General features: G+C 36.3%; 27 protein-coding genes. 12 read left to right on the forward strand and 15 right to left on the reverse strand.

The window, feature by feature from the left end:
* Nucleotides 1–161: 161 nt before the first annotated feature.
* Nucleotides 162–1,829 carry an asparagine synthase B gene (gene asnB, locus AEQU1_RS09670; protein ID WP_111880713.1) on the forward strand — a complete coding sequence of 556 codons (1,668 nt, stop codon included), beginning with the start codon at nucleotides 162–164 and terminating at the stop codon, nucleotides 1,827–1,829.
* Between the two features lie 74 nt (nucleotides 1,830–1,903).
* Here the strand turns inward: asnB and AEQU1_RS09675 are convergent, their stop codons facing one another.
* Both AEQU1_RS09675 and AEQU1_RS09680 read right to left on the reverse strand, forming a co-directional pair.
* Entirely contained in the window at nucleotides 1,904–2,269 is a 366-nt protein-coding gene (locus AEQU1_RS09675; RefSeq protein ID WP_146743739.1) for a hypothetical protein, read from the reverse strand.
* Nucleotides 2,270–2,556: 287 nt separating this feature from the next.
* Nucleotides 2,557–3,069, reverse strand: a complete 513-nt coding sequence (locus AEQU1_RS09680; protein ID WP_111880717.1) for a DUF4234 domain-containing protein — start codon at nucleotides 3,067–3,069, stop codon at nucleotides 2,557–2,559.
* Nucleotides 3,070–3,181: 112 nt separating this feature from the next.
* On the opposite strand from AEQU1_RS09680, the gene AEQU1_RS09685 reads away from it, so the two are divergent.
* Nucleotides 3,182–3,571, forward strand: a complete 390-nt coding sequence (locus AEQU1_RS09685; protein ID WP_111880719.1) for a hypothetical protein — start codon at nucleotides 3,182–3,184, stop codon at nucleotides 3,569–3,571.
* Between the two features lie 23 nt (nucleotides 3,572–3,594).
* On the opposite strand, the gene AEQU1_RS09690 is transcribed toward AEQU1_RS09685, so the two are convergent.
* Nucleotides 3,595–4,779 carry a TlpA disulfide reductase family protein gene (locus AEQU1_RS09690; RefSeq protein ID WP_111880721.1) on the reverse strand — a complete coding sequence of 395 codons (1,185 nt, stop codon included), beginning with the start codon at nucleotides 4,777–4,779 and terminating at the stop codon, nucleotides 3,595–3,597.
* A gap of 18 nt (nucleotides 4,780–4,797) precedes the next feature.
* Nucleotides 4,798–5,637: a 1,4-dihydroxy-2-naphthoyl-CoA synthase gene (locus AEQU1_RS09695; protein WP_111880723.1), complete on the reverse strand. Its 840-nt coding sequence runs from the start codon at nucleotides 5,635–5,637 to the stop codon at nucleotides 4,798–4,800.
* Between the two features lie 95 nt (nucleotides 5,638–5,732).
* On the opposite strand from AEQU1_RS09695, the gene AEQU1_RS09700 reads away from it, so the two are divergent.
* A complete protein-coding gene (locus AEQU1_RS09700; RefSeq protein ID WP_111880725.1) occupies nucleotides 5,733–6,851 on the forward strand; it encodes a C1 family peptidase in 1,119 nt (372 codons plus the stop codon).
* Between the two features lie 80 nt (nucleotides 6,852–6,931).
* A complete protein-coding gene (locus AEQU1_RS09705) occupies nucleotides 6,932–7,411 on the forward strand; it encodes a hypothetical protein (protein WP_111880726.1) in 480 nt (159 codons plus the stop codon).
* Here AEQU1_RS09705 and AEQU1_RS09710 read toward each other — a convergent pair.
* The gene (locus AEQU1_RS09710) at nucleotides 7,403–8,233 is read right to left on the reverse strand and encodes a S1 RNA-binding domain-containing protein (protein WP_111880728.1); all 831 of its coding nucleotides are present in this window, start codon (nucleotides 8,231–8,233) and stop codon (nucleotides 7,403–7,405) included. The genes AEQU1_RS09705 and AEQU1_RS09710 overlap by 9 nt on opposite strands.
* 83 nt (nucleotides 8,234–8,316) lie before the next feature.
* Between AEQU1_RS09710 and AEQU1_RS09715 the strand changes: the two genes are divergently transcribed.
* The gene (locus AEQU1_RS09715) at nucleotides 8,317–8,721 is read left to right on the forward strand and encodes a hypothetical protein (protein WP_111880730.1); all 405 of its coding nucleotides are present in this window, start codon (nucleotides 8,317–8,319) and stop codon (nucleotides 8,719–8,721) included.
* Here the strand turns inward: AEQU1_RS09715 and menD are convergent.
* Genes menD through AEQU1_RS09730 form a run of 3 tightly spaced genes read right to left on the reverse strand, consistent with a single transcriptional unit; the run spans nucleotide 8,716 to nucleotide 11,904 of the window.
* Nucleotides 8,716–10,380 carry a 2-succinyl-5-enolpyruvyl-6-hydroxy-3-cyclohexene-1-carboxylic-acid synthase gene (menD, locus tag AEQU1_RS09720; RefSeq protein ID WP_111880731.1) on the reverse strand — a complete coding sequence of 555 codons (1,665 nt, stop codon included), beginning with the start codon at nucleotides 10,378–10,380 and terminating at the stop codon, nucleotides 8,716–8,718. The genes AEQU1_RS09715 and menD overlap by 6 nt on opposite strands.
* Nucleotides 10,381–10,411: 31 nt before the next feature.
* Nucleotides 10,412–11,479 (reverse strand): isochorismate synthase, encoded by a 1,068-nt coding sequence (locus AEQU1_RS09725; RefSeq protein WP_111880733.1) that lies wholly within the window; start codon nucleotides 11,477–11,479, stop codon nucleotides 10,412–10,414.
* The gene (locus tag AEQU1_RS09730) at nucleotides 11,479–11,904 is read right to left on the reverse strand and encodes a PaaI family thioesterase (protein WP_111880734.1); all 426 of its coding nucleotides are present in this window, start codon (nucleotides 11,902–11,904) and stop codon (nucleotides 11,479–11,481) included. Before AEQU1_RS09730 ends, AEQU1_RS09725 begins: the two co-directional genes overlap by 1 nt.
* Nucleotides 11,905–11,949: 45 nt before the next feature.
* Here AEQU1_RS09730 and AEQU1_RS09735 point away from each other — a divergent pair, with 45 nt between their 5' ends.
* The 3 genes from AEQU1_RS09735 to AEQU1_RS09745 all read left to right on the forward strand — a co-directional run bounded on the left by AEQU1_RS09735 (nucleotide 11,950) and on the right by AEQU1_RS09745 (nucleotide 14,694).
* Entirely contained in the window at nucleotides 11,950–12,591 is a 642-nt protein-coding gene (locus AEQU1_RS09735; protein WP_111880736.1) for an alpha/beta hydrolase, read from the forward strand.
* Nucleotides 12,592–12,686: 95 nt separating this feature from the next.
* On the forward strand, nucleotides 12,687–13,400 hold the full coding sequence (locus AEQU1_RS09740) for a Two component regulator three Y domain protein (protein WP_111880737.1): 714 nt from the start codon (nucleotides 12,687–12,689) through the stop codon (nucleotides 13,398–13,400).
* Nucleotides 13,401–13,695: 295 nt separating this feature from the next.
* The gene (locus AEQU1_RS09745; protein WP_111880739.1) at nucleotides 13,696–14,694 is read left to right on the forward strand and encodes an alpha/beta fold hydrolase; all 999 of its coding nucleotides are present in this window, start codon (nucleotides 13,696–13,698) and stop codon (nucleotides 14,692–14,694) included.
* A 517-nt stretch (nucleotides 14,695–15,211) separates the two neighbouring features.
* Here AEQU1_RS09745 and dnaK read toward each other — a convergent pair.
* Nucleotides 15,212–17,128 carry a molecular chaperone DnaK gene (gene dnaK, locus AEQU1_RS09750; RefSeq protein WP_111880742.1) on the reverse strand — a complete coding sequence of 639 codons (1,917 nt, stop codon included), beginning with the start codon at nucleotides 17,126–17,128 and terminating at the stop codon, nucleotides 15,212–15,214.
* 128 nt (nucleotides 17,129–17,256) lie between these two features.
* Between dnaK and AEQU1_RS09755 the strand changes: the two genes are divergently transcribed.
* Nucleotides 17,257–18,744 (forward strand): hypothetical protein, encoded by a 1,488-nt coding sequence (locus AEQU1_RS09755; protein WP_220092317.1) that lies wholly within the window; start codon nucleotides 17,257–17,259, stop codon nucleotides 18,742–18,744.
* Here AEQU1_RS09755 and AEQU1_RS09760 read toward each other — a convergent pair.
* Both AEQU1_RS09760 and AEQU1_RS09765 read right to left on the reverse strand, forming a co-directional pair.
* The gene (locus tag AEQU1_RS09760) at nucleotides 18,725–20,023 is read right to left on the reverse strand and encodes a Y-family DNA polymerase (RefSeq protein ID WP_111880746.1); all 1,299 of its coding nucleotides are present in this window, start codon (nucleotides 20,021–20,023) and stop codon (nucleotides 18,725–18,727) included. The genes AEQU1_RS09755 and AEQU1_RS09760 overlap by 20 nt on opposite strands.
* Nucleotides 20,020–20,388 (reverse strand): S24 family peptidase, encoded by a 369-nt coding sequence (locus tag AEQU1_RS09765; RefSeq protein WP_111880747.1) that lies wholly within the window; start codon nucleotides 20,386–20,388, stop codon nucleotides 20,020–20,022. Before AEQU1_RS09765 ends, AEQU1_RS09760 begins: the two co-directional genes overlap by 4 nt.
* Before the next feature lie 122 nt (nucleotides 20,389–20,510).
* Between AEQU1_RS09765 and AEQU1_RS09770 the strand changes: the two genes are divergently transcribed.
* A complete protein-coding gene (locus AEQU1_RS09770) occupies nucleotides 20,511–21,935 on the forward strand; it encodes an L-serine ammonia-lyase (protein ID WP_111880749.1) in 1,425 nt (474 codons plus the stop codon).
* Nucleotides 21,936–21,945: 10 nt separating this feature from the next.
* Here the strand turns inward: AEQU1_RS09770 and AEQU1_RS09775 are convergent, their stop codons facing one another.
* Nucleotides 21,946–22,410: a hypothetical protein gene (locus AEQU1_RS09775; RefSeq protein ID WP_111880751.1), complete on the reverse strand. Its 465-nt coding sequence runs from the start codon at nucleotides 22,408–22,410 to the stop codon at nucleotides 21,946–21,948.
* 71 nt (nucleotides 22,411–22,481) lie between these two features.
* Here AEQU1_RS09775 and panB point away from each other — a divergent pair, with 71 nt between their 5' ends.
* Nucleotides 22,482–23,300 (forward strand): 3-methyl-2-oxobutanoate hydroxymethyltransferase, encoded by an 819-nt coding sequence (gene panB, locus AEQU1_RS09780; protein WP_111880752.1) that lies wholly within the window; start codon nucleotides 22,482–22,484, stop codon nucleotides 23,298–23,300.
* Nucleotides 23,301–23,373: 73 nt separating this feature from the next.
* On the forward strand, nucleotides 23,374–24,030 hold the full coding sequence (locus AEQU1_RS09785; RefSeq protein WP_258455266.1) for an RluA family pseudouridine synthase: 657 nt from the start codon (nucleotides 23,374–23,376) through the stop codon (nucleotides 24,028–24,030).
* Here AEQU1_RS09785 and AEQU1_RS09790 read toward each other — a convergent pair.
* The 3 genes from AEQU1_RS09790 to AEQU1_RS09800 all read right to left on the reverse strand — a co-directional run bounded on the left by AEQU1_RS09790 (nucleotide 24,027) and on the right by AEQU1_RS09800 (nucleotide 26,491).
* Nucleotides 24,027–24,680 (reverse strand): response regulator transcription factor, encoded by a 654-nt coding sequence (locus AEQU1_RS09790; protein WP_111880756.1) that lies wholly within the window; start codon nucleotides 24,678–24,680, stop codon nucleotides 24,027–24,029. The genes AEQU1_RS09785 and AEQU1_RS09790 overlap by 4 nt on opposite strands.
* Nucleotides 24,677–25,477 carry a sensor histidine kinase gene (locus AEQU1_RS09795; protein WP_111880757.1) on the reverse strand — a complete coding sequence of 267 codons (801 nt, stop codon included), beginning with the start codon at nucleotides 25,475–25,477 and terminating at the stop codon, nucleotides 24,677–24,679. The genes AEQU1_RS09790 and AEQU1_RS09795 overlap by 4 nt, the downstream gene beginning before the upstream one ends.
* A 663-nt stretch (nucleotides 25,478–26,140) precedes the next feature.
* Entirely contained in the window at nucleotides 26,141–26,491 is a 351-nt protein-coding gene (locus tag AEQU1_RS09800) for a hypothetical protein (protein ID WP_111880759.1), read from the reverse strand.
* Nucleotides 26,492–26,680: the final 189 nt, after the last annotated feature.

Raw genomic sequence — 26,680 nt, forward strand, 5'->3', positions numbered from 1 at the left:
ATTCAATTATTAAAACAACAAGTTTATGTCTTTCTTCAGCCAAAATAATAACAATAATAACCAGCTGCCGTAACAGAAACTTGTCGCGATATATGGCCTGTCAAGTTTTTCTTGACAGGCTTTTTTTATGAAAAAAACTAACCATTTAAATTATAGAAATTATGTGTGGAATTGTATGTGCATTCAAACTTAAAGAGCCAGCAGACGCTCTTCGACTTCAAGTATTGTCTATGGCAAAATGTATCCGTCATCGCGGACCGGACTGGAGTGGAATTTTCAGTAACGCCAAAGCTATAATGGCCCACGAGCGTCTAGCCATTGTTGATCCCACTTCGGGGAAACAACCATTATTTAGCAGCGATGGTAATTTGGTTCTTGCCGCCAATGGTGAAATCTATAATCACCTTGAGCTTCGGAAACAATTCAAAAATTATAACTTCCAAACCAAAAGCGACTGCGAAGTAATCCTGCCGTTATACAAAGAAAAAGGCGCAAGCTTCCTTGATGAAATGAACGGCATCTTCGGATTTGCGTTGTACGACATTGAAAATGACAACTACTTTATAGCCCGCGACCATATGGGTATTATTCCTCTTTATATGGGTTGGGATCAACACGGAACATTTTACGTTGCTTCAGAATTAAAGGCTTTGGAAGGCTTATGTACAAAAATTGAACTCTTCCCTCCCGGCCATTATTTGGACAGCCGCGAAGGCGAGCTGAAACGCTGGTATTCACGAGATTGGATGGATTATGAAAACGTAAAAGACAACGCCACTGAAATCGCCGAGCTCCGCAAAGCGTTGGAAGCAGCGGTACACCGTCAACTGATGAGCGATGTGCCTTACGGCGTATTACTTTCCGGTGGGTTAGACAGCAGTATTACTTCTGCCATCGCAAAAAAATATGCTGAAAAACGTATTGAAAGTGAAGATACCGAAGGTGCTTGGTGGCCACAGCTACACAGCTTCGCCATCGGACTTGAAGGCAGTCCCGATCTTGCTGCTGCACAAAAAGTGGCAGATCATTTAAAGACGGTGCACCACGAAATAAAATTTACAATACAGGAAGGTATAGATGCTATCCGTGATGTGATTTATCATCTAGAAACCTATGACATCACCACTATCCGCGCCAGCACGCCTATGTATTTAATGGCTCGTGCTATTAAAGCAATGGGCATAAAAATGGTACTTAGCGGCGAAGGTGCTGATGAAATCTTTGGAGGTTATCTCTATTTTCACAAAGCCCCAAATGCAGAGGAATTCCACAAGGAAAATGTTCGTAAGCTTGATAAGCTGCATATGTATGATTGTCTTCGCGCCAACAAATCGCTTGCAAGTTGGGGTATTGAAGGGCGTGTTCCTTTTTTAGACAAAGAATTTATGGATGTAGCCATGCGCATCAACCCACAGGATAAAATGATTAACGGTGAGCGCATGGAAAAATGGGTACTCCGCAAAGCCTTTGAAGATATGCTACCGGCAAGCGTAGCGTGGCGCCAAAAGGAACAATTTAGCGACGGCGTTGGGTACAGTTGGATAGACACTTTAAAAGAAATGGTAAACGAACATGTAACCGACGAACAACTCGCGAATGCAAAATACAAGTTCCCGCTACAAACCCCTTCCAGCAAGGAAGAGTTTTATTACAGAAGTATTTTTGCGGAACATTACCCAAGCGACACCGCAGCGCTTAGCGTGCCTTCTGTTCCATCTGTCGCGTGCAGCAGTCCGATTGCTTTGGAATGGGATGCAAGTTTTAAAAATATGAACGACCCTAGTGGACGGGCAGTGAAGAATGTCCATTCGGATGCTTATGGGAAGTAGTGAATAGTCAGTATTTATAAAGAAAAAGCGCCGGAAGAAAAACATCCGGCGCTTTTGTATATTTTATTTGGCGATTATTCTACTATATAATATAGGTTCCCGTTTTCATCCATTAAAAGTGTAAGAACCTGAAGTTCACAAAAATCTACATTCGTAAATTCTACAGAATTTTGTGCATCATCAGCAATACGGATATCGTAAGCACATAGGGTTTGATTATCAATTGGAATGCTCACATTTACCATGGTGTTATCTTCAAACCGATCATAGGGAATAATGTCATCTCCCCAATTGTTTGTGTTAGTATCTGTAACATATATTCCATAAAGACTAAGGCCGGTATGGTTAACAATGTCAAATCTCAATTCATAATTTTGCGCGAACATAGAGGTGGCAAAAAATGATGAAATAAAGAAAAATAAAAATGTGATTTTTTTCATAATAAGTGGTTTAGATGTTGGCTACTCTATATGCTTTTCACCTTTCGCGTTAGTTGAAAACAATACTAAATATACATAAAAAATAATTTCAAATTATTTTTAACCCACTCATTTTTAAAAACTTATTGGTTTATACAGATTCACAATATGCAATAGCAGATTATCAAAAAAATATATTATAAAAACTTAAGTGTTGAAATTTATAGAACACTATATTTCCGCTGAGAAATAAACTAAGGCAACGAACATTTATACGGTTGTTCTGCAGAAAAGAAATTAATATGATACTACTCCACGGAAAGTCCCATCAAAACCAGAACCCAAAAAATACCGCCCACTATAAGTAATATTAATTGCCGTGCGTTAAAGCTTTCGGTGTCTCTAATTTCATAGCAATTACTATTCCGGATACCGTAGTTTAAAGCTTCCACCGCAGGTAAAAAAAACAAAAATGAAAGAAAGGAAACCAAAAAGTAAGGCTCGGGCAATTTGCCGGCAATATTAAACCCTATAACTCCTAAAAAACAACCCAGTGATGAAAACGTTTTTGTATAATCTTTGGATTGTGCAAACTCCTGCACCTTTTCAAAAAGTCCATTTAAAAAGAAAATGGCAAAAATGGCGCGTGGCACAGGCATAATATCTAAATTGTCCTTCTCCTTAAAAAACTTCCAAGTTTTATACATCCACCAAATAGAATAAAGCCCAAAACTGATAACGTTTAGAATAATAAACTTTTGAAGCGAAACAATCTCTATTTTTGTGTTTTCAATTTCGTTAAGTGTAATAGTTTCTTCCATAGATGATGCTTTTTTAAAAAAAACAAATATATTCTTTTAAGCAAAAGAACACTATTCCAAGGAATTATTTTAAAACTTGTTTATCTTTAAAAAACCAACCAAATCACAAATCATGAGTATGTTTCATTATTATAATCTTAAAGATTCCGAAGTATTTATCTTTGATAATTTTCTGGTGAATCAAATAAAAGAAGGAGTTACTGTAACGCCTGAACACAATGAAAGACTCCGCAAAATACTAGACACACATTTTTCAAATAAAAAAGTGGTTTATATCTCCAACAGGTATTTTAATTATGCCGTAGATCCCCTTACCTATCTTGAAACTTCAAAAATCCACAACCTCGTGGCTATGGCAATAGTTGCTAAAACCGATTTGGCAAAATCAAATGCCAACTTGGAAAGCATGTTCTACAAAAAGAATTTTGAAGTGTTTGAAACATTAAGCGAAGCCATGGGATGGGTTCAAAATCAATTAGTAGAAAGTGAAAAAGAAATTTAGGTTTCTAAATATTTTTTCAAGACTTAATATTTATTCATATAATCTGAAACAAATTCTTGTAGCGATGCCCCATGGATATTTTTGGCTATTACCTTTCCACGGACGTCCAGAATAAAATTAGCAGGAATGGATTGTATGCGCAGGCTTTTCATAAATGGAGCATCATCGCCTTGTAAATGTGAAGCGTGCAACCATCTATATGCACCATCCTTTTCAATAGCTTTTTCCCAAGCTTCTTTATTTGTTTCAAGACCATAAGCTAAAATCTGAAAACCTTGGTTATGGTATTTATCCCACAGGGGCACGAGCACGTCGCGGTTTTCTTTTCTACATGGCACACACCATGACGCCCACACATCTATAACCGTTAGTTTTTTTCCGAATTTGGAATGTACAGAAACCGTGTCGCCGTTTAACATTGGCAAAGCAACATCTGGAAAAATAGCGCCTTTAAGCAGGGGTAATTTCTCTGTTTCGGCTTTATCACAAAGTTGTTTTACCCAAGCTTCATTGGGGGTTTTTGCATTCCATTTTTCACATTGCTGAAAAAGAAATTCTGGCACTCGTTCATAATCATTTTGGGGGCTTACCCATCTAACCGCTACCAACGATGCTAGCAGTTGGTTAGTGTTTTCAGCAAAAGCTATTAGTTGTTTTTGATAATTCAACAGCGCTTCTTCTTTTTCTAGCAACTGGGAACCCTCATGCACATCCCAACTTTTGTTTTTTAAGTATTGCTGAAAAGCTTCCTTTTTTATATCGCGAAGTTTTAGCAAAGCTTTATTAGCTGCTGTAGGATTTTTAATTTGAAAGCTATTCTGAAAATTATCAAGTTCTGCAGAAATTTGAAGGGTTTCCCCCGTTTGCCAAACCACAGGCATATAATTTGCAATGATGGTATCTTCATTATTTAATTTATTGGGAAGGTCTCCTTTTTTTTGCACTGCAACCTCAAAAAGTGTCGCTTGGGAAATTATTGGAAGGTTTTGAAAAGCAAAACTACCATCATCTGCCACCAAGGCGGAATCAATCACTTTTCCTAAAAATGAAGCAGCTAAATCGTTCAGTTTTTGTGGTTGGATGAGATAAACCTTATGTTTAAATCCATCATATTTAGAACTTTGCAACGTACCATAAATGGAAGGGTGTGGGTTGCAGCTACATAATAAATTAATACAAGAGAGAAATATAATTATTTTGGACTTCATAGGAAGTATTACGTCAATTTATGGCAACCATTTTTTATCAAAGTTTGGCTTTCGTTTTTCAAGAAAAGCATCACGTCCTTCTTTTGCTTCATCTGTCATATATGCCAATCGCGTGGCTTCTCCAGCAAAAACCTGCTGGCCAACCATGCCGTCGTCCGTAAGATTCATGGCAAACTTCAGCATTTTAATTGAAGTTGGACTCTTCGCTAGAATTTCCTGCGCCCATTCATAAGCTGTATCTTCCAATTCATCGTGCGGAATCACGGCGTTTACCATCCCCATTTCAAAAGCTTGTTGTGCGCTGTAATTTCTTCCGAGGAAAAAGATTTCCCTAGCACGCTTCTGCCCTACCATTTTGGCCAAATAGGCACTTCCGTAGCCACCGTCAAAACTGGTAACATCGGCATCGGTTTGTTTAAAAATTGCGTGTTCCTTGCTTGCCAAAGTTAAATCGCAAACAACGTGCAAGCTATGCCCACCACCTACTGCCCAACCGGGAACAACACAGATAACTGCTTTTGGCATAAAACGAATCAATCGTTGCACATCAAGAATATTCAAACGGTGATACCCATCATCACCCACATAGCCTTGATGGCCACGCGCTTTTTGATCCCCGCCACTGCAAAAACTATAAACACCATCTTTAGAGGAAGGTCCTTCCGCCGAAAGTAGCACGACACCAATAGAAATATCTTCCTGCGCATCGTGGAAGGCATCTAGCAATTCAGCAGTGGTTTTTGGGCGAAATGCATTGCGCACATCGGGCCTATTAAATGCAATGCGCGCCACGCCGTTTGATTTTTTATAAGTTATATCGGTATATTCTTTGGCGGTTTTCCAATTGGGTGAAGACATAATTGTTATTTTTGTTTTCAAAGATAGAAGATATTGTTTATTATTATTTTCTATTCTTATTACCTTTTTTCAAAAATAAATAATAACAATAAAAAATGCGCAGCTTCCTTCTTTTCCTCGGAATTCTTTTCACTTTAAACCTAACAGCTCAAGAAGCTTACAAATTCACAACAGTCACAGATCTTGAAGCAACACCCGTGATAAGTCAAGGAATTACTGGTACTTGCTGGAGTTTTAGCAGTACTTCATTTTTAGAAAGCGAAATAATTCGTCTTACTGGAAAGAAAGTAGATTTAAGTGAAATGTACCAAGTGCGAAATACCTATCCACTAAAAGCCGAAAATTTTATTATGCGTCAAGGGAAAGCACAGTTTAGTGAAGGTGGCTTGGCTCATGATGTGATGAATTCTGTAGAAAGAAATGGTTTGGTTCCCGAAGAAGCCTTTAGCGGATTATTTGCTGGAGAAACAAAATACAATCACGCCGAAATGGTTGCTGTATTGGAAGCAATGCTCAAAACATACATAGACAATCCTGGAAGGAAATTGAGCAAGAAATGGCGCGCAGCAATTGATGGAGTTCTTGATGCCTATATCGGTGAAAACGTAACCAATTTTATGTTTGAAGGAAAACAATACACCCCGCAGACCTTTTTGGCCATGACCAAGATACAGCCAGCAGATTACATAAATATTACCAGTTTTACACAAGCTCCGTTCTATTCAAAATTTATATTGAACATCCCCGATAACTGGAGCAATGGCAGTTTTTATAATGTTCCATTAGATGAAATGATGGCAATGATTGACAATGCATTGGAAAAAGGTTTTTCGGTAGAACTGGATTGTGATGTTAGTGAAAAAACGTTTTCTTCCAAAGATGGCGTTGCAGTTATTCCCGAAAATATTGAAAACAATATAAAGGCCCTTCAGGGTATTTATCCTGAAAAGAAAATAACACAGGAATACCGTCAGGATGAATTTGAAAATTATGACACAACCGATGACCATTTAATGCACATTACAGGATTGCTTCGCGATCAAAACGGTACAAAATATTATAAAGTGAAAAATAGCTGGGGCACTGATGAAACAAGAGTTGCAAATGGTGGTTATGTATATTTCAGCGAAGCTTATATGCGCTTAAAAGCGGTAAGTATTACAGTTCATAAAGATGCGCTTTCTAAGAATATAGCGAAAAAATTAAAATTATAACAGACATAGGAACTGATAACCAAGAACAATCCTCCACAAAACCATTTAAAATTGGCTCAAATTTTGATACCTTTGATGCAATGAAAAAACTACTGTTTCTTCTTCTTTTGCTTCCGCTGATCACTTCGGCACAGTTGGATTTTGAGAGCAACAAATTTAAACTTGATTTTGTTAAGCTTCCAGAAATTGAAAGTTTGATGACCAATTCCTTGCCTTCAGAATCAAATTTCACGAACAAATATTCCAAAAAACTTCCTTCCTTTAAATTGAGCAAAGATAATTACCGCGAACCTGTGAGTATGTTTGATGCAATGGCCTCAAATGAAAGTTACGTAAAATCTAACATTCAGATTTCACTCGATCCTAGAGAATACGGAGTTTATGGTGGTAATGCCAGTTATTCAGCAGATGGCTCAACATCTGTCAAAAATATAGCTTATAAAGAGTCGCGAGGTTTTTTAAGACCAGAACTTATGCCCTATTCCTACGGTGTTTTCCAACGCCCTCGGCGAAGTGGTTTCTATGTGGACTATGGCATTTATGCTACGCCTTCACAATAGTTCTATACCGTCTTCCTTAATTGTAATTTGTTTGTCTTTGTAGAGTGTTCCAATTGCTTTTTTAAAGCTTTTCTTGCTCATTCCCAATAAATTTTTTATAGAGTCTGGATCAGATTTGTCGTGTAGTGGTAAAAATCCACCAGCAGCTTCCAACTCTTCACGGATAAAATTGGCATTTGGCTCGATACTTTTGTAACCTGGCGTTTGCAGCACAAGGTCTATTTTATTGTCGGGACGAATTTTTTTTACGAATGCCTTCATTTTATCACCCGTACGAATATCCTCAAAAATATCTTCTATATAAATTAACCCTTTATGAACACCATTTACAATTGCATTAGCTCCTTTTTCTGTTAGGTGTGTGACCAATATATCAACTTCAGAAAATGGCTCAATGGTCAAAGTTTCATTACTAAGAAAGTGGTTTGTTTTACTACTGCCCACCAAGCGATTTGTCTTTTCATCGATATATAAATATACAATGTACCAATTACCCTTTTTCATAGGTCGTGCTTGCTCCTTAAAAGGAACGAACAATTGTTTTTCCAAACCCCAATCCATAAAGGCTCCATATTCCGTTACGTCACTACAATGTAAATATCCAAAAGTATTTAATTGCAAAAAAGGATCTAGAGTTGTAGCTATGGGTCTTTCTTCATTATCAAGATAAATGAAGACTGAAATATCATCACCAATTTCATATTCCTCAGGTTTATATTTATGTGGTAGCAACACCACATTTTCCTCGTCATCGCCTAAATATAGACCCGGTTCGGTTTCCCTAAGAATCTCTAAAGTATTGTATTCGCCCAGTTTTATCATAGCTGCAAAGGTACTGTATTCTTTGAAAAAAAACGAAGAACACGTATATAGAGATAAAACTAAAGATGTAAATTCACTTTCAAATGCAGAAAATTTCTCCCCATACCCTTCCTGATCATTTCCATTTAAAAAAAATAGTGGAAACAGATATTGGTATACTTTATTTTTATGATAATATTGTTGTGTTTGAAGCCTATGAAGGAGTTATACTTTCTTATAAAACAGCTTTCTCTGTCTTACTGAAAGGATTAACTATTGTTGGAGCTGAAACCTTTGTTTATATTTCAAATAGGGTACATTCTTATTCTATAAAACCTATGGACTATAAATATCTCAACAAAGTGCCAACCTTAAAAGCTGTAGGTCTGGTTTATTATAACGAAGTAGGACGTTCCATTGCTGATTTGGAATCTAATTTTTGCAAAAAACCATTCCATGTTTTTGATAATCTTACTGAAGCAATAATCTGGGGAAAAGGTTATTTATAAAACAAATTTGAAATAATCCAAAAGCACTTTATCATTCACTGTTGAAGGTGTGAATATCTCCAATAAACTAGGCCCATCATTTTTACTGAAAAACTCTTTTATTTCTTGCTCTAAACTTTCTTCTTTTTCAATCATTGAATACCTAAACCCATACATCTCCGAAAGTTTTTTCGCGCTTAAATTGTGTTTCGTCTCAAAATAAGTATCAAAAACATTTGAATCCTTTTCTCCGGGAAGAATTCTGAAAATTCCACCACCTCCATTATTTAAAACAATTAATTTAAAATTTTTCGGAACGTAATTGTTCCACAACGCGTTGCTGTCATAAAAAAAGCTAAGATCGCCAGTAATGTAAACCGTTGGCAGTGTTGAAGCGTAGGCTGCTCCTAAAGCTGTGCTCGTGCTTCCATCAATTCCGCTGGTGCCACGATTGCAAAATACATGAACCGAACTGTGAATATCAAAAAGCTGCGCGTAACGAATGGTCGCACTATTGCTCAACTGCAATTGCCTCATTTCGGGAAGCTGTTTGAATATTTTGGAAAAAACCATAAAATCTGAATATGGAATTTGACTCTCGTATATAGCATGACGTTGCAATCTGTGTCGTTTAATTGCAAGCCATTGGCTTTGATAATTACTATTTGCAGTTGTTGTCTTTGGAAGAAATTCAGTAAGAAAATTGTTTATAGTAGTTTTGAAATGCTGATTCAGCACAAAAAAAGTATCATAAGCTTTTTTAGAATCTACGTGCCAATGTGCTTTAGGAGGAAAACTTCGTAGAAATGATTTTATTTTTTTTGAAACTACCATTCCGCCAAAAGTGAGCAAAATATCAGGTTGCAGTCTTTCAAAATCTTCTTTCGCCAAAGGAGCGATAAGTTGGTCTATGGCTGAAATAAAATTTTCATGATGAAGGTTTGAAGTTGTTTCAGACAGCACCAAAATACTTTCATCTTTTGCAAGCTGTTCCACAAAGTGCTGTTCCACACTATTGGGTGATAAAACACCCACAAGTACCATCTTCCTTTTGCTTTGGTTCCACTGTTTGGCAAAAGTGGATAAATCTTCAGTTATTTCTTTAGTTTCTACTCGAGATGGAACATTTTGGGGCCAAACCAATTGGTTTTGTACCGTATGATATAATGGTTCCGAGAAAGGAATGTTTATATGAACTGGACCATTAAGTTCTATTGCCGTATTGAGTGCAATATTTAATTCGGTTTCATTTTTAATCTGAAATGTTTCACCCTCCTCACAGTTGGCACTGTAAAGAATATGATTTGCAAACACATTTTCCTGTCGGATGGTTTGCCCATCCCCAATATCAATAAAATTAGATGGCCTATCTGCCGAAATTACAACTAAAGGAATATCGCTATAAAACGCTTCTGCAATAGCGGGATAATAATTGAGCAAGGCCGAACCTGAAGTGCAAACAACTGCTACAGGTTTTTTTAACTGCTGTGCCATTCCCAAAGCAAAAAAAGCTGCACAGCGCTCATCCACAATACTAAAGCACTTGAAACTTAGGTTTTCAGCAAAACCAATAGTAAGGGGAGCATTGCGGGATCCTGGAGAAATTATTATGTGGTCAATGTCCTTATCCAGACATAATTGTACAAGAGTTTGAGAGAGAATTTTATCAGAGAATTTCATGGAGTACAAAGGTACAAAGAAGCCGAAAATATTATAGCATTGGTTTCAATACTTGTAGCATAGTTTGCAATTTATTTTGAGTTTCCTGCCATTCTTCATTCGGTTGTGAGCCGAGTGTTATTCCCCCACCCACAAAAAGACGTGCATTATTACCAACAATCTTCATACAGCGCAGATTTACCATTAAAGATGCGGAAGCTCCATTGTCCATTATTGGACCCAAAAAACCAGTATAGAACTCCCGATCATAGCCTTCATTTTCAATTATAAAATCTTTTGCAAATTTTCTTGGGCTTCCGCAAACTGCAGGAGTTGGGTGAACTGCAGCTGTAATAGTTGTTAAAGTAGCTTTACCTCTTTTAAGAATTCCGGTAATATCTGTTCGGAGGTGCAATAAAGATCCCGCACGATGTGTATGTGGGTTTGAAACCTTTAACACTGAAGTTACCTTTTGCAAGCTTGTAGTAATAGCATCAGTAACCAGTTGTTGCTCATCTAATTCCTTAGGTCCCCAAAATATAGGTTCTTTGTTTGTAAACGGTTGTGTTCCGGCAAGTGCCATTGTTTTAAAAGAATCATTTTCAACCTGAACAAGCGTTTCAGGAGTTGCGCCACACCAAAGACCAGTTTCAGGATGGTACCAAACGTATTTAAAAGCATTAGAATAAACTGAAAACAACTGCCTTATCAACTTTTCTACTGAAAAATTTTCCAAAACAAAATCCTTATAGCGTGATATTACTATTTTTTGCGCTCTTCTTTTTTTAATGTTTTCAATGGTTTTGTCTAATAACTTGATGTATAAATTCCTCTCTTTAATATCTTTTGAAACATTTACTGGGTTTAAATCAATATCTTCTTTAAGGTATTGGCAATGAAATATTTCCGAATCATTTTCAGGGATATAAAAAACCGTCTCTTTATATTCAAATGGAGCAAAAACAAAACCGTTATTTGTAAGTTTTACGTCTGTATAAAAGTGGTTATCTTTTTGTAAAAGGATTGTTGCACTTTCACTTTCGGGCATTGAAAAAATCACAAAAGGCAACTCATTCTTATATTGTTTTGAAGCTTTCTCGATCAATAGGTTAAAATCCATTACTTGTTTTTGGGTAAGGTAAGGGTTGTAAGTTTTATCAGTGAAACGAGCGCCCCTTCGTCATTTGTAATTTTTATCTGCCAAAGTTGTGTAGTTCTTCCTTTGTGAACAATACTGGCATGGGCATAAACATAACCATCGCGTACGCTTTTAACATGGTTGGCGGCGATTTCTATTCCCCGTATCACGATATCTTTAGAATTCAAAAATAAAAATGCCCCTGCACTACCAACGCTTTCGGCAAGAGCTACTGATGCCCCACCGTGTAAAACGCCGTCTGGCTGATGAACTTTTGAAGTTACAGGCATTCGGGCTACTAAAAAATCATCACCTACTTCGGTGAATTCAATCTCCAAGGTTTCCATTAATGTATTTTGACACATTTTGTTACAGGCGGCCAAAATTTCTTTGTTGGTGTACTTCATTGTATTGGTTTACATTTGTAAAAATACAAAATTGAATTTAACAAAATGAGTATCCAAAAAGAGGTTTCCTACACTACTATAAATACATACCATACACTTAATAAATTTACCGAAAAAACTAAGAATGTTTGGGTCGTTTTCCATGGAATGGGTTATTTGAGCAAATATTTCATTAATTATTTTTCAGAACTCGATTCTGATGAAAATTATATTATAGCTCCACAAGCACCTTCAAAATATTACCAAGACAAAGCATTTAAACACGTGGGCGCTTGTTGGCTTACCCGTGAAAATACAGTAACCGAAACACAAAATATTTTGAATTATGTGGATGCAGTTTTTAAAAGAGAAGTTTCTGATACACCACCAAACCTTATTATTTTAGGTTATTCGCAAGGTGTTTCCATCGCAACCCGATGGGTGGCAAGCCGAAAAATTCAATGTGATAAATTAATTCTTCATTCGGGCGGAATTCCTGAAGAACTAGAACCTTCAGATTTTGAATTCTTGAAATCTTCCACCGAGGTGATATATGTTTATGGTGATAAAGATCAATACATTACTGAGGTTCGAAAAACCGAAGAACAACTAAAAGGTAGCATGCTCTTCAAAGACCGCTTAAACATTGAGGTTTTTAATGGAATCCATGAAGTAAACAGACAATTCCTACTAAAGACTTCAAAATAGTTTGATTTTTTTTGTGTAGTTCATCGAATAATTTTGTGTTTTAACTTCTTTTGTCTTTCTTTTACTACGCTTTAACAATTAATTAGCCCCAAACTATGAAAAAGGCAACACTTACCTGTATATGTATGTTTATAGCGTCAACAATTTTGGCGCAAGTAAGCAAGCAAGAAAAACAAGCTCTTCTAAATCTTTATTCTGCTACAAATGGATCGCAATGGAACAATCAATGGGACCTTGAAGCACCTGTTGAAACTTGGTATGGAATTACTGTAGATAATAATAAGGTAATAGGTATCAATTTATTGTTCAATAACCTGAACGGTACTTTGCCAGGATCTTTGGGACAGTTAGAAAATTTAAAAAGACTGGAGCTTTCCTTCAATTCAATTTCTGGAATCATTCCAGCAGAATTGGGCAATCTTAAACAATTGGAAGTTTTGGCAATAAATGGAACTTCTGTAAATGGAAATATTCCGGAGTCATTGGGCACTCTTTCCAACTTAAAGGAGTTGCACTTAAGCAGTAATCAACTAAGCGGAACTATCCCTGAAAGCCTTGGAAATCTTAAAAAGATTGAAATTTTTAATGTTTTCGACAACAATTTATTTGGAACCTTGCCCCAAGGATTAGCAAACTGTCAAAACATAAAGCAGATGATGGTAGCGGAAAATAATCTTACAGATCAAAATGACTTTTCAGTAATACTGCTTTCAAATTCAGGAGCAAAAATGAATTTATTTGAAAATTCCCCACATATTGAATCATCTCAATCCATAATTGCTGTGGAACGGGACGAATCTGAAGATTAACACTATTCTATTTCCTCATTTCCAAGCGGTCCGAAAGGGCCGCTTATTTTTTTAAAATACGTTAAAAAACATATTTTATCGTTAAAAAGCCTTGTCATACTAGAAAATTGTATTAGATTGCGGCAGGTCTTTGAACCTAGTGGCCCCCACCCACTTTAAAGACCTTAAAGCTTAATATTTGGTTAAAATAGCTTTTAAATCGAGCGACCTTTTTAGGTCGCTCTTTTTTTATTAAAACCTTAATATTAATTGCTTCACATAACAATTACTTTTATAAAAAATAATTCAAATTTTTATGAAAAAGTATCTACATACCCTTTTATTAATCCTTTGTTCAATAATTGTTTCTGCTCAAAATGACAACCTTGAAAAGCTAGAAATAAATCTTGAAAACTATACCTACCCTTTTGAAGTTTCTTTTATAAATATAGAGAATCAACAGCAAAATCTTAAAATGGGGTATATGGATGTAATGCCCGAAAATTATAATGGAAAAAATGTGCTCTTGCTCCACGGTAAAAACTTTAACGGAGCGTATTGGCAAACTACCATCAATCAACTTACAAAAGAAGGTTTCCGTGTAGTGGTTCCAGATCAAATAGGTTTTGGCAAATCTTCTAAGCCCGAACATTTTCAATATACTTTTCAGCAGTTGGCAGAAAACACCAAAACACTATTGGATACATTGAGAATTAAAAAAACAGCTGTACTTGGTCATTCTATGGGCGGGATGCTTGCAACGCGTTTCGCATTGATGTATCCTGAAACCACTGAAAAATTGATTCTTGAAAACCCTATCGGGCTGGAAGATTGGAAATTGAAAGTGCCCTATAAAAATGTGGATTGGTGGTATAAAAACGAACTTGATAAAGATTATGATAAATTAAAAGCATACCAAAAAGATAGCTATTATGACGGCAACTGGAAAGCCGAATATGAACCGTGGGTAAAACTTCTGGCAGGTTGGACACTCAATGAAGATTACCCTTTAATAGCCTGGAATGCAGCTTTAACGTATGATATGATTTTTACGCAGCCTGTTGTTTATGAATTTCCAGACATAAAAGTTCCCACGTTATTAATTATTGGTACTCGCGACAGAACTGCTTTGGGAAAACCATTAGTTTCTGAAGAGGTTCGTAAAACAATGGGACTTTATGATCAATTGGGAAAAAAAACACAGGATGCTATTCCAAATGCAAAATTGGTTGAAATTCCAAATGTTGGGCATTTACCCCATATTGAAGCTTTTCAAGAATTTATCACCCCGCTGATTCAATTTTTGCAAACATAATTATTCTTTTTCTAAAAAGATATAAAATTTCAATTGTATGAGCACCATAAAAATCACCGGGGAAAATATGATATACGCAGATAAAAAAAAGGTTTGGGACTACTGAAATAAGCCCGAACACATTGCCAAATGGAACTTTGCCAATGAAGATTGGCATTGCCCAAAAGTTAGCAATGACTTAAAAGTGGGCGGTAAGCTTTCCTCACGAATGGAAGCCAAGGATGGCAGTTTGGGGGTTTGACTTTAATGTTATTTATGACGAAGTGGTACCCCAAAAGAAAATCAGTTATACTATGGAAGATGGCAGGAAGGTCATAACCACCTTTTGAAGGCGAAACCAAAAACTCTTAAGAAATGCAACGCAACGATTAGCAGGCTCTTTTGTATAATTTTAAAAAGTATGTTGAGGTAATTAAAAAAATCTGATGTATGTTGATACAAAAAAAACCGCAACCAATTAAGGTTGCGGTTTTTGCATTGTGCTAAAACTTCAGTCTTCCAACTTCAGTTTTTGAGCTTATTTTACCTCTTCAAAATCTACATCTTCAACATCACTGTTTTCAGATCCGCCATCTTTACCACCTTGCTCTGCTCCTGCTCCGGCATCACCGGTTGGGGCGCCTTGACCACCGGCTTGGGCTTTGTACATTTCTTCAGAAGCGGTTTTCCAAGCTTCGTTTATTTTATCCAAAGCGGGTTGAATGGTTTCAACTTCTTTAGTTTCATAAGCTTTTTTCAATTCTTCCAAAGCATCTTCGATTGGTTTCTTTTTATCATCAGATAATTTTTCGCCAAATTCTTTCAATTGCTTTTCAGTCTGGAAAATCATTCCATCAGCTTCGTTCAACTTTTCAGCTTTTTCTTTAGTAGCCTTATCGCTTTCTGCATTTGCTTCCGCATCTGCTTTCATCTTTTTGATTTCCTCTTCGGTCAATCCTGAAGAAGCTTCAATACGGATGTCTTGCGTTTTGTTGGTAGCCTTATCAGTAGCGCTTACTTTAATGATACCGTTGGCATCAATATCAAACGTTACTTCAATTTGTGGTGTACCGCGCTGTGCTGGTGGAATACCGTCTAGGTGAAAACGACCGATTGTCTTGTTGTCGTTTGCCATTGGGCGCTCCCCTTGCAATACGTGAATCTCAACACTTGGCTGATTGTCTGCCGCAGTAGAGAAAACTTGACTTTTCTTGGTAGGGATAGTTGTGTTGGCCTCAATTAATTTGGTCAATACACCGCCCATAGTTTCAATACCTAAAGAAAGTGGAGTTACGTCCAAAAGTAATACGTCTTTCACATCTCCAGTTAAAACACCACCTTGAATTGCGGCACCTACGGCTACAACTTCATCAGGGTTTACACCTTTGCTAGGTTTTTTTCCGAAGAATTTTTCCACAGCTTCCTGAACTGCAGGAATACGTGTAGAACCACCTACTAAAATTACTTCATCAATATCGCTTTTATTCAATCCAGCAGCTTTCATTGCTTTTTCGCAAGGAGCGATTGTTCTTTTTACAAGGTCTTCAATCAGTTGTTCAAACTTCGCGCGTGTCAACGTTTTCACCAAGTGTTTTGGTCCGCTAGCGGTAGCCGTAACATATGGCAAGTTGATTTCAGTTTGTGCTGCTGAAGAAAGTTCAATTTTTGCTTTTTCGGCAGCTTCTTTCAGACGTTGCAATGCCATTGGGTCTTTGCGAAGGTCAAAATCTTCTTCAGCTTTAAACTCATCAGCCAACCAATTAATAATTTTTTGATCTACATCATCACCACCTAAGTGTGTATCGCCATCAGTAGCTAATACTTCAAAAACGCCATCACCTAATTCAAGGATACTAACATCATGCGTACCACCACCAAAGTCAAATACCACAATTTTTTGGTCTGTACCTTTTTTATCAAGTCCGTAAGCTAATGCCGCTGCGGTTGGTTCGTTTATAATACGTTCCACTTTAAGTCCAGCAATTTCGCCCGCTTCTTTCGTAGCTTGACGTTGACTGTCATTAAAATATGCAGGAACTGTAATTACCGCACGGGTTACTGTTTGTCCCAAATAATCTTCGGCGGTTTTCTTCATTTTTTGAAGAATCATCGCGCTCAATTCCTGTGGTGTGTACATACGTCCATCAATATCAACACGGGCGGTGTCGTTATCACCTTTTACCACTTTATATGCTGCGTGTTCCGCTTCAGATTTTGATTCGGAATACTTGTTTCCCATAAATCTCTTAATGGAGCTTATGGTTTTTGTAGGGTTTGTAACGGCCTGACGTTTTGCAGGATCACCTACTTTAATTTCGCCACCTTCCACAAATGCAATTACGGAAGGAGTTGTTCTTTTTCCTTCGGCGTTAGGAATAACTACTGGCTCGCTACCTTCCATTACGGCAACGCAGGAGTTGGTTGTACCTAAGTCGATTCCAATTATTTTACTCATATCTATTGTGTTATATTATTAATTTAGATTCTTATTTTTTATTTACGCTGTGTATAAGACAATGATTGTGCCAGCCAGAAGCTTGCTGACATGGTGTCAGTATTTAAGATAAAAATTAATTAGTAGTTTTGAAAAATCAACCAACCCCTTTATTGAAAAGAGAAGTCATTAAAACAAGTCCAGTAATAGTAGGAATAGCCACAGGCTTATATCCACTACTTTACAACTATTATACAAATTTTACGCTGGTTGATTCAGTAAGTCAATTCCTCTTTTTTATTGCATTTTTTTTATTGCTTCCAGTGGCAATAAATGTTTTTTTAAAATTTCTTTCAAAAAAAGTAGCTTTCATTTCTAAGAATTATTTGCTGTTACTGAGCATCTCGAATATAGTTGGGTTTGCCGCATTGATAACTTTCAGTTTGATTGGGCCAAAAAAGAAGCTGATTCTACTTGTAATAATTCTTACTGTTGGACTTGCCTTTTTATTGAAAAACCATTTAAAGAAAGTGATTATATTGGAATATATTCTTGCTTTAATTGTTGCAATTCAATTAGGGCTGTATGTTGGAAACAATATAAATTTTTCTTCGGAATGGACGCGCCTTCCCGATACTATTTCAGAAACAAATTTTAAGAAAAAACCAAATGTTTATATTATTCAACCTGATGGCTATGCCAATTCCAACGCTTTAAAAAAGAAACCTTATAATATTAACAATAGCGAATTTGAATATTTTTTAACTGAAAACAATTTTAAAATTTATCCTAATTTCCGAAGTAATTACACCAATACAATAGCTTCAAACAGCTCCATGTTTGCAATGAAACATCACTTTTACAAAAAGCCAAAGCCAAACACAAATGAACCCTATGGATTGCGAAAAAGCATTGCTAGCAATAATGCCGTTGTATCTATCTTTAATAAAAATGATTACAGGACTTCATTAATTATTGAGTCGCCGTATGTTATTATAAATAGGCCCACGTTGGGTTATGATTATTGTTCCATTTCCTATAAAGAACTTTCCTTTTTGTCGCGTGGGTTTGATATGGCCGTAAATAGTCTTAACGAAATGGAGAAAATAATGGAAGAGAATAAAAATCAAGCTAATTTTTATTTTATAGAAAAGATAATTCCTGGACATATTGCTGTTACAAAAACCCAATCCAAAGGCAAAGAGGAAGAAAGAAAAATGTATATTGAAGATCTTGAGAAAGCAAATGTTTGGATGCGCGAAATGATTGCGTTAATAACTAAAAAAGATCCTTCTGCCCTAATAGTAATCGTTGCCGACCACGGCGGATTTGTAGGTTTAAATTATACGGGAGAACGTTATAAAAAAATAACAGATCCAAAACTCATAAACTCTATTTTTGCTGCCACACTTGCCATACGATGGCCTAACAATGAAATTCCAGAATTTGATAATGAACTAAAAACTAATGTCAATCTATTCAGAATTTTATTTTCATATCTCGCAGAAAACGATATATACCTTAATTCTATTGAAAAGGATGAAAGCTTCTTAATTGTAGGTGAAGATGCACCCTTTGGGGTTTATAAAGTAATTGATGGAAATGGGAAATTCGTTTTTAAGAATTTGTCCCTTTAAATTCGGTCGTTGCACTTTTAACTTTCAACAATTCGCGCCATTGCGTTGTATAACGCGGACTTCTTTCTTTTTTTATTAGTTCCCATTCACTAACGCGGGTTCCCACCAAACCTGATGAAATAGTGGCTTTCCCGAATTTCCTGTTGATGGCGTCAAAAGTCTTGATGAGTTTTTCATTATTCAGCGTTGATGGCTGATGAAAAAGATTGCCCTGCACATAATCCTGCGGAATGATTCCAGTAAGATTAACTCCTACTTTCTTATAGCGATAGCCTGGCTTATAAATTTCTACTAAGGCTTTTCGCGCGGCAATAATAAGTTTAAATGTATCATTTGTGGGAATATCCAACGTTACAGTGCGACTGTTAGAGTATTGCTTATCCACATCACTGTGATAGTTGGTAATGATAAAAACTTGCACATAGGTAGCGCAGGATTTTTGGGCGCGCAAAATCTCGCTCACTTCGCTTATGTAATAGGCGCATGCTTCTTCAATACGTTCCAAATCGGGCAGTTTAATACCGAAAGATTTTGCGGTACCAATCCCCTTTTTAGGCGGCGGCTGGATTACAAATTCTTTGCACGGTTCGCCTCTTAGCTCGCGCCAGGTGCGTTCACCTACCACGGTCATTTCTTTCCGCACCCATTGGATGGGTAATTCCGTAAACTGAAAAGCATCAAAAACACCAATGTTCTTTAGCCGTTCCGCATGTTTTCTGCCAATGCCCCAAACATCACCAATCTTGCACCATTTCAATGCCTCAATCCTTTTTTCTTCAGAATCAATTACACAAACGTGGTTGTTATCTGCAATTTTTTTTGACATTTTGTTGGCCAACTTAGCCAGGCCTTTACTAGGTGCAATCCCTACGCCCACCGGCAATCCTGTGTTCTTAAAAATGGTGTCTTTTATCTCATGTCCGTATTTATTCAACGAAACATTTTTCATTCCCGAAAGATCTGCAAAAGCTTCATCAATACTATACACTTCTACATTTGGAGAAAAGGTTCCAAGAATATTCATGACCCGTTGCGACATTTCGCCGTAGAGTGTATAATTTGAAGAAAAAAAGTTCACTTTTCGCGCGATCAATTGGTCTTTAATTTTGAAAACCGGTTCAAACATGGGAATGTCCGTAATAGCCTTAGCTTCTTTATTAGCTGCAATCACACAGCCATCGTTATTACTGAGCACCACAACTGGCTTTCCTAAAAGATCGGGTCTAAAAACCTGTTCGCAGCAGGCATAAAAGCTGTTGCAATCTACTAAAGCTATCATCTTGCGTAATGGATTATATAAGTAATAATTCCCCAAACGGTTAATTCTTCTTCGGAAAAACCAAAAGGAATATGCTTTATTTTAAATTCACCATCTTGAATTACCAGTGCTAAATCATTAAAATTTCTGGATAAGGAACGATCAATAATCAAAACATCTTTATGGAGAATATTGTGTTCTTTAAAAGTGTCTCCATCAACCCGCACAAAAAAAGTAGCGTCGCGATTGGTCACTAATTCTTGGTTCAAATCTATAGTGGGCTCTAAATAATGGGTAGCGGGACTTGCAAAACCAGTTTGTTTTGAAACTCCCGGTTCGTGTCTGCTTTTTACTTTTGTTAGTTTTCCTGAAGTGAATATTTCCATAGTTCAAAAATAGGAATATTTCCTATTTTATGGATTATTTCCAATAATTATTATGAACAATTAATAACTTTCCATTTAGTGGTTATCTTAAAATTTCTTAGGTTTGAATCAAGATTAAATTTATGGAAAGTATTAGTGTTTTCGATATGTTAAAAATAGGGGTTGGCCCCTCTAGCTCACATACATTGGGACCGTGGCGCGCTGCGCTGCGCTGGGTTGGTGAACTGAAAGAGAAAAATCAGTTTGATGAAGTATCAGCAATTTCGATAGATCTGTACGGTTCTTTATCGCTCACTGGAAAAGGCCACGCTACAGATATTGCAGTGATGTTGGGCCTTTCAGGATTCGATCCTGTTACTTTTCCTATTGAAAACATTGAGCGTGAGATTGATTTTATCAATTCTGAAAATAAATTGAAATTAAACGGCGAATTGGAAGTTCCTTTTTTTCCGAAGCAAAATATCATCTTTAACCGCAAGTTTTTAGAATTTCACCCAAATGGTATGACGTTTAGGGCCACGTTAAAAGATGGCTCCAAAAAATCTTCATCATTCTACTCCATTGGTGGGGGATTTACAGTGAAAAAAGAACGAAAACGCAAAAAGATTAAAATGGCAAAATTTGCACAGTTTCCTTTTCCCGTTGAAAAAGGATTTGAGCTTCTTGCCTACTGCAAAGCCGAAGGTATGTCGATTTCAGAATTAGTTCTCGAAAACGAAAAATCACTACGAAGCGAGGTTGAAATAAATAACGGCTTAAAGAAAATTTGGGATGTGATGCTAGATTCTATGTACGTTGGCGCCCATACCGAGGGAATCTTACCTGGCGGACTTAACGTTACGAGACGCGCGTTTGAAATGAACAAGAACCTAATTGGAGATAATAAATACACAAATGCGGAGGATTGGATTGCAGCGATAAGAAATACGGAAGTAAAATTTAGACAAATTTTGAAATGGGTTTCATGTTTTGCGCTCGCCGTGAATGAAGTAAATGCTTCATTAGGACGCGTAGTAACCGCCCCAACAAATGGAAGTGCGGGTGTAATTCCCGCGGTAATGATGTATTATTTGGTAATTGAAAACCACGATGCCAATTTTGAAGATGTTCGAAAATTTTTGCTTACCGCAGGCGAGATTGGAAGTATTTTCAAAAAAGGCTCCACCATTTCTGCAGCTATGGGCGGTTGCCAAGCAGAGATAGGGGTTTCATCATCAATGGCAGCGGGCGCTTTATGTGAATTGATGGGCGGAACGCCAGAACAATGTTTAATGGCAAGTGAAATTGCAATGGAACATCACCTTGGATTGACTTGCGATCCCATTGCAGGTTTGGTTCAAATTCCATGCATTGAGCGCAATGCAATGGGCGCCATAAAAGCCATAAATGCTTGTGAAATGGCACTAGACAGTGACCCAAGCAAAGCTAAAGTACCGTTAGATAAAGTGATTGCAACTATGTGGGAAACCGCAAAGGATATGACTTCAAAATATAAAGAAACCAGTGAAGGTGGTTTAGCGGTACAAGTAAACATTAGTGATTGCTAAAACTGAAAAGTTATTCTTTGTGACAACTTCCTATGCGTACAGAATCTATAATATTCAAAATTTTCCAACTTTCATCAGTATATACTAATGTATAAGAATTTGCGCCACAATGACTGAATTTTCCATCTTTATAAAATTCATATGAAGCCCACACGTGAGCCAAGTTGCCATCACTGTTAACAATATAATCGGTAAGTTTTTCTTCCCATACTTGCGCCTTTCCTGTAGTTGCAGCATATTTAAGCAACTCTGAAGATTTAATGTATAATAAAACATTTTCCTGTTCATTGCTAAGGTATGCGCGCTGCATAGTCATATTGGGATGCATAACAGATTTCATTTTTAGGGTATCGCCAACTTGATAACCGTTCATGAAAATATCGACTATAATTTTTCCATTTGCTGTGGAGAGAGCTTCTTGAGAAAAACAGATAGTACTTATAAAGACTGAAAAAAGAAATAATACAGATTTCATATTCAAAATTTTAATTGGTTACTACTCAAAAGTAGTATTTTTACACTTTAATATATTTATTTTTTAAAAATATGTCAACAGCCAAAAAAGAATACAAGCGTATAACCACTAAAACTTTGGTGGATATGAAAAAGAAAGGTGAAAAAATCTCAATGCTCACCGCTTATGATTTTACGATGGCTAAAATTGTGGACAGCGCCGGCATAGATGTAATCTTGGTGGGCGATTCTGCCAGTAATGTAATGGCTGGGCACGAAACAACATTGCCAATAACTCTAGACCAAATGATTTATCACGCAGCTTCTGTTGTTCGTGCTATTGAACGGAGTTTGGTTGTAGTGGATTTACCCTTTGGAAGTTATCAAAGTGATCCAAAAGAGGCACTTCGGTCAGCTATCAGAATTATGAAGGAAAGTGGTGGCCATGCCGTAAAACTTGAAGGCGGAAAAGAAATAAAAGAATCTGTAAAACGAATTTTGAATGCGGGTATTCCAGTAATGGGCCATTTAGGTTTAACACCGCAATCAATTTACAAATTTGGAACATATACAGTTCGTGCAAAAGAAGAAGAAGAAGCTGAAAAATTACTTGAAGACGCTATTTTATTAGAAAAAGCAGGTTGCTTTGCAATTGTTTTGGAAAAGGTCCCAGCAAAATTAGCCAAAGAAGTTGCTGAAAGAATAAGCATTCCCGTAATTGGTATTGGCGCAGGAAATGGTGTAGATGGACAAGTTTTGGTAACGCACGATATGCTTGGAATGACACATGAATTCAACCCACGTTTTCTACGTAGATATTTGGACCTATATACTGAAATGAAAAATGCTTTCAGCCAGTACAGCGCAGATGTGAAAAGCGGTGATTTCCCTAACGATAATGAACAGTATTAGATTATTAGAATAATTCAACAAACCGATAATCCAAAAATCCAATTTACATAGCACTAAAGACAACCTTCAGGTTTTGTTTGAAGACAATCACTTGATTGTAGTCAACAAACGACCCGGTGATATTGTGCAAGGTGACAAAACAGGCGACGCCCCTCTTTCCGAAGTTGTAAAAGAATATATTGCAGAAAAATACAACAAACCTGGCGCTGTATTTTTGGGTGTAGTACATAGATTAGATCGCCCCACGAGTGGGGTTGTGGTTTTTGCAAGAACTTCAAAAGCATTGGCACGTTTAAACAAAATGTTTTCCGAAAGGGAAACAGAGAAGATATATTGGGCAATCGTTAAAAATACTCCGCCTGAAACTGAAGATACGCTGACGCACTATTTAAAAAGAAACCCAAAGCAAAACAAATCTTACGCCCACATAAAAGAAGTGCCGGAAAGTAAAAAAGCGGTGCTACACTATAAAATTCAGAAAAAACTAGACAATTATTATTTACTGGAAATTGTTTTAGAAACGGGAAGACACCATCAAATCCGTTCTCAACTTTCGGCCATTGGATGTTCCATAAAAGGCGATTTAAAATATGGTTTTGATAGAAGCAATGCAGATGGAAGCATTCATCTTCACGCTAAAAAGTTGACATTAATGCATCCGGTTCAAAAGGAAGAAATTATTATTGAGGCACCCACACCAGATGATGCTATTTGGAATGCTTGCAATTAAAGTTTTATCAAATTTTTCTTCAAAGCAAAAATTACCAAACCTACCCTATTTTTTATTTTGAGGCGTTTAAAAAGATCTTGACGATAGCCATCAATGGTTTTGGGGCTTAAGTCCATTACATCTGCTATTTCTTTATACGTCATTTCCGAACAGGCTAATTGTAGAAAAATCAGCTCATTTTCTTTAAAATCTAAAACTATTCCTTCTTCATCGGGGCTTATGGAATGGAGTAAAGTTTCAGAAACTTTCTCTGAATGATAAAATCCTTTTTCCATTAATTCTTTCAATGCAGTGTTTAAAATTTCTGGATGTATATCTTTCAACAGATAACCTTTTGCGCCTTTTCGAAGCATTTTAAGGATTGTTTGTTCATCATCTTCCATAGAAAGCGCCAGTATTTTTATTTTCGGATGATTTTGCATAATCCACTCTGCCGTTTCAAAACCATTCATAACGGGCATATTTATATCCAACAAAATTATATCTGGCAACGCTCCTCCTTCAATAATATGGTCTTGCAAGTCTAAACCGTTATTTGCGTGAAAAAGAACCTTGAAATTTGAAAAAGAATTGATTAGTTTTTCCAATGAACGTGCAAAAAGGGAATGATCATCAATTATTGCAACAGTATATTTACCCTCTTTGTTCATTTTGTATTTTTATATGGATAGCTTAACAAAAGTTTTGTGCCTTTTCCAATTTCTGAAAAAATGGAAAAATCCGCATTTAAAAGTGCGGCCCGACTGCCCATGGTTTCCATACCCGAACTGTCTGTTTTTAGAGAAGTATCAAAACCTACACCGTCATCAATTGCTGATATATCTAATGATTTTTCTTTATAATCTAAATGTACGAATAATTTTGAAGCTCGTGCATGTTTCATAACGTTTGAGAGAAATTCTTGAAGAATTCGGAAAATAATAATCTCGCTAGCACTATTTATTGGTATTATGTCGCCGGTTACCTTTAATGAAGCATCTAAATAGCCCAAACGGGTAAATCGATCAAGCTCTACTTGTAGGGATCCTAATAATCCATTTTTAAGAACCACATCGTTATTGAGTACTTTTGAAAGTGTACGTATTTCCTGTACTGTTTCCTGAATAACACTTTTTGTTTCACCTATTTGATCGTAAAAAGACGTTGGCACCGAATTCATTAAAATATTTAATTGAATATTGGCAACAGATAGTAATTGCCCAACATTGTCGTGAAGTTCCCAAGCAATGTTTTTAAGTGTTTGTTCCTGAATTTCTATTTTTGAATCTGCAAGTTCACGCTGGTAACGTTGTTCTGCTTCATAGCGCTCTTTTAAAAATTTATTTTTTCGGCGTTGAAAAGTGACTACAAAAACAATTGCAAAAATTGTTATAAACAACAGTACTGCAATAAAGTATACTATTAAAAGTTTTTCCTGAGGGAGTAAGGGTCCTTTTTCCGTAAGCATATTAAAAATCCAGCAGTATAGATGGAATACAGCAAATAGTTAGATCCAAAGATAACCCGTCTGTACAAAATGACAAAGCTCGGATCAATAGAATTACTTAAATAAGAGCTATAGAGAAATAAGGGAGTTGTACAAAGATGAAATATCAATGCCCCAACTGAAATATAGAAAGGTAAACTTTTTTGAACCTGCAATATTTGGTCGCTTTTCAGCAATTCCAAATAGTAAAAAGAGATGCTTAAGAAAACGAATAAAGTCCCAAAAATACTAGAAATTGGTATAAATTTTACAAAGAAACTTCCTGAAAAAATAATTTCAAAAATACTCGCCCCCAGAAATACAATAGAAACCCAGTTTATAACCGTTATTGACAGTTTATTTGATAAATACCATTTAAAGTAATTTATATAGAACAAATAACTTATCACTGAATAAATATTTCCTGACCAGTAATTTGCTTCGAAAACAGTGTCTTTTAAAAAATGTAAAAATCCATTCTTCACAAAAAATGTATACCAACTAAAAAGTTCAGAAAATACCGTAATGCCTAAAAACCAAACTAAATACAAAGTAGGTTTGGTTTTATTTTTTTGATAGTAAAATACTCCGGTAAGAAATGCTAAAATTTCAAAAAAGTTTATTAATAATCCCGCTATCACTGAATCAATAGTTTGTAGGAGGAAATCCAGTAATGCCTTTATTTAAAGGTTTCAAATTATAATTATTAGGTGAACTTGCAGTAACACCTAATGTGGGCGCTAAAAACACTGTTGCTTTGTCTGAAGTGTCATTATCATAAGCAGCAAAATAGATACGCACGCCTTGTTGTGTACCCATACTTGGACTAGCTTTAATATAGTCCAAAAACTCTTGAAGCTCATCAACGGTAAATAAAAATTCTCGTGCATCAGCAGACCCCATAGCTTGTTCAATATCGACAGCGCGTGTTGCTACCCAATTATCTTGCATTTGTCTTGCTTCTGCTACAGTAATATAATTTGATGGTTTTGACATAATTGATTGTAATTTATTGGTTTAGTTGGCACGAATGTAGCAAAAACAATTAAATAAGCATTTTATAAACTAAATAATTAGGGAAAAACCCCTTCAAAAAAGGGGTTTTTCCTATAGATTTTTGAGGGTTTTCCCTATTAAAAAAATAGTGTAAAACCTTTAAAATATTAAGGTAAAACACTGTTGTAT

Source organism: Aequorivita sp. CIP111184, assembly GCF_900489465.1.
Lineage (GTDB): Bacteria > Bacteroidota > Bacteroidia > Flavobacteriales > Flavobacteriaceae > Aequorivita.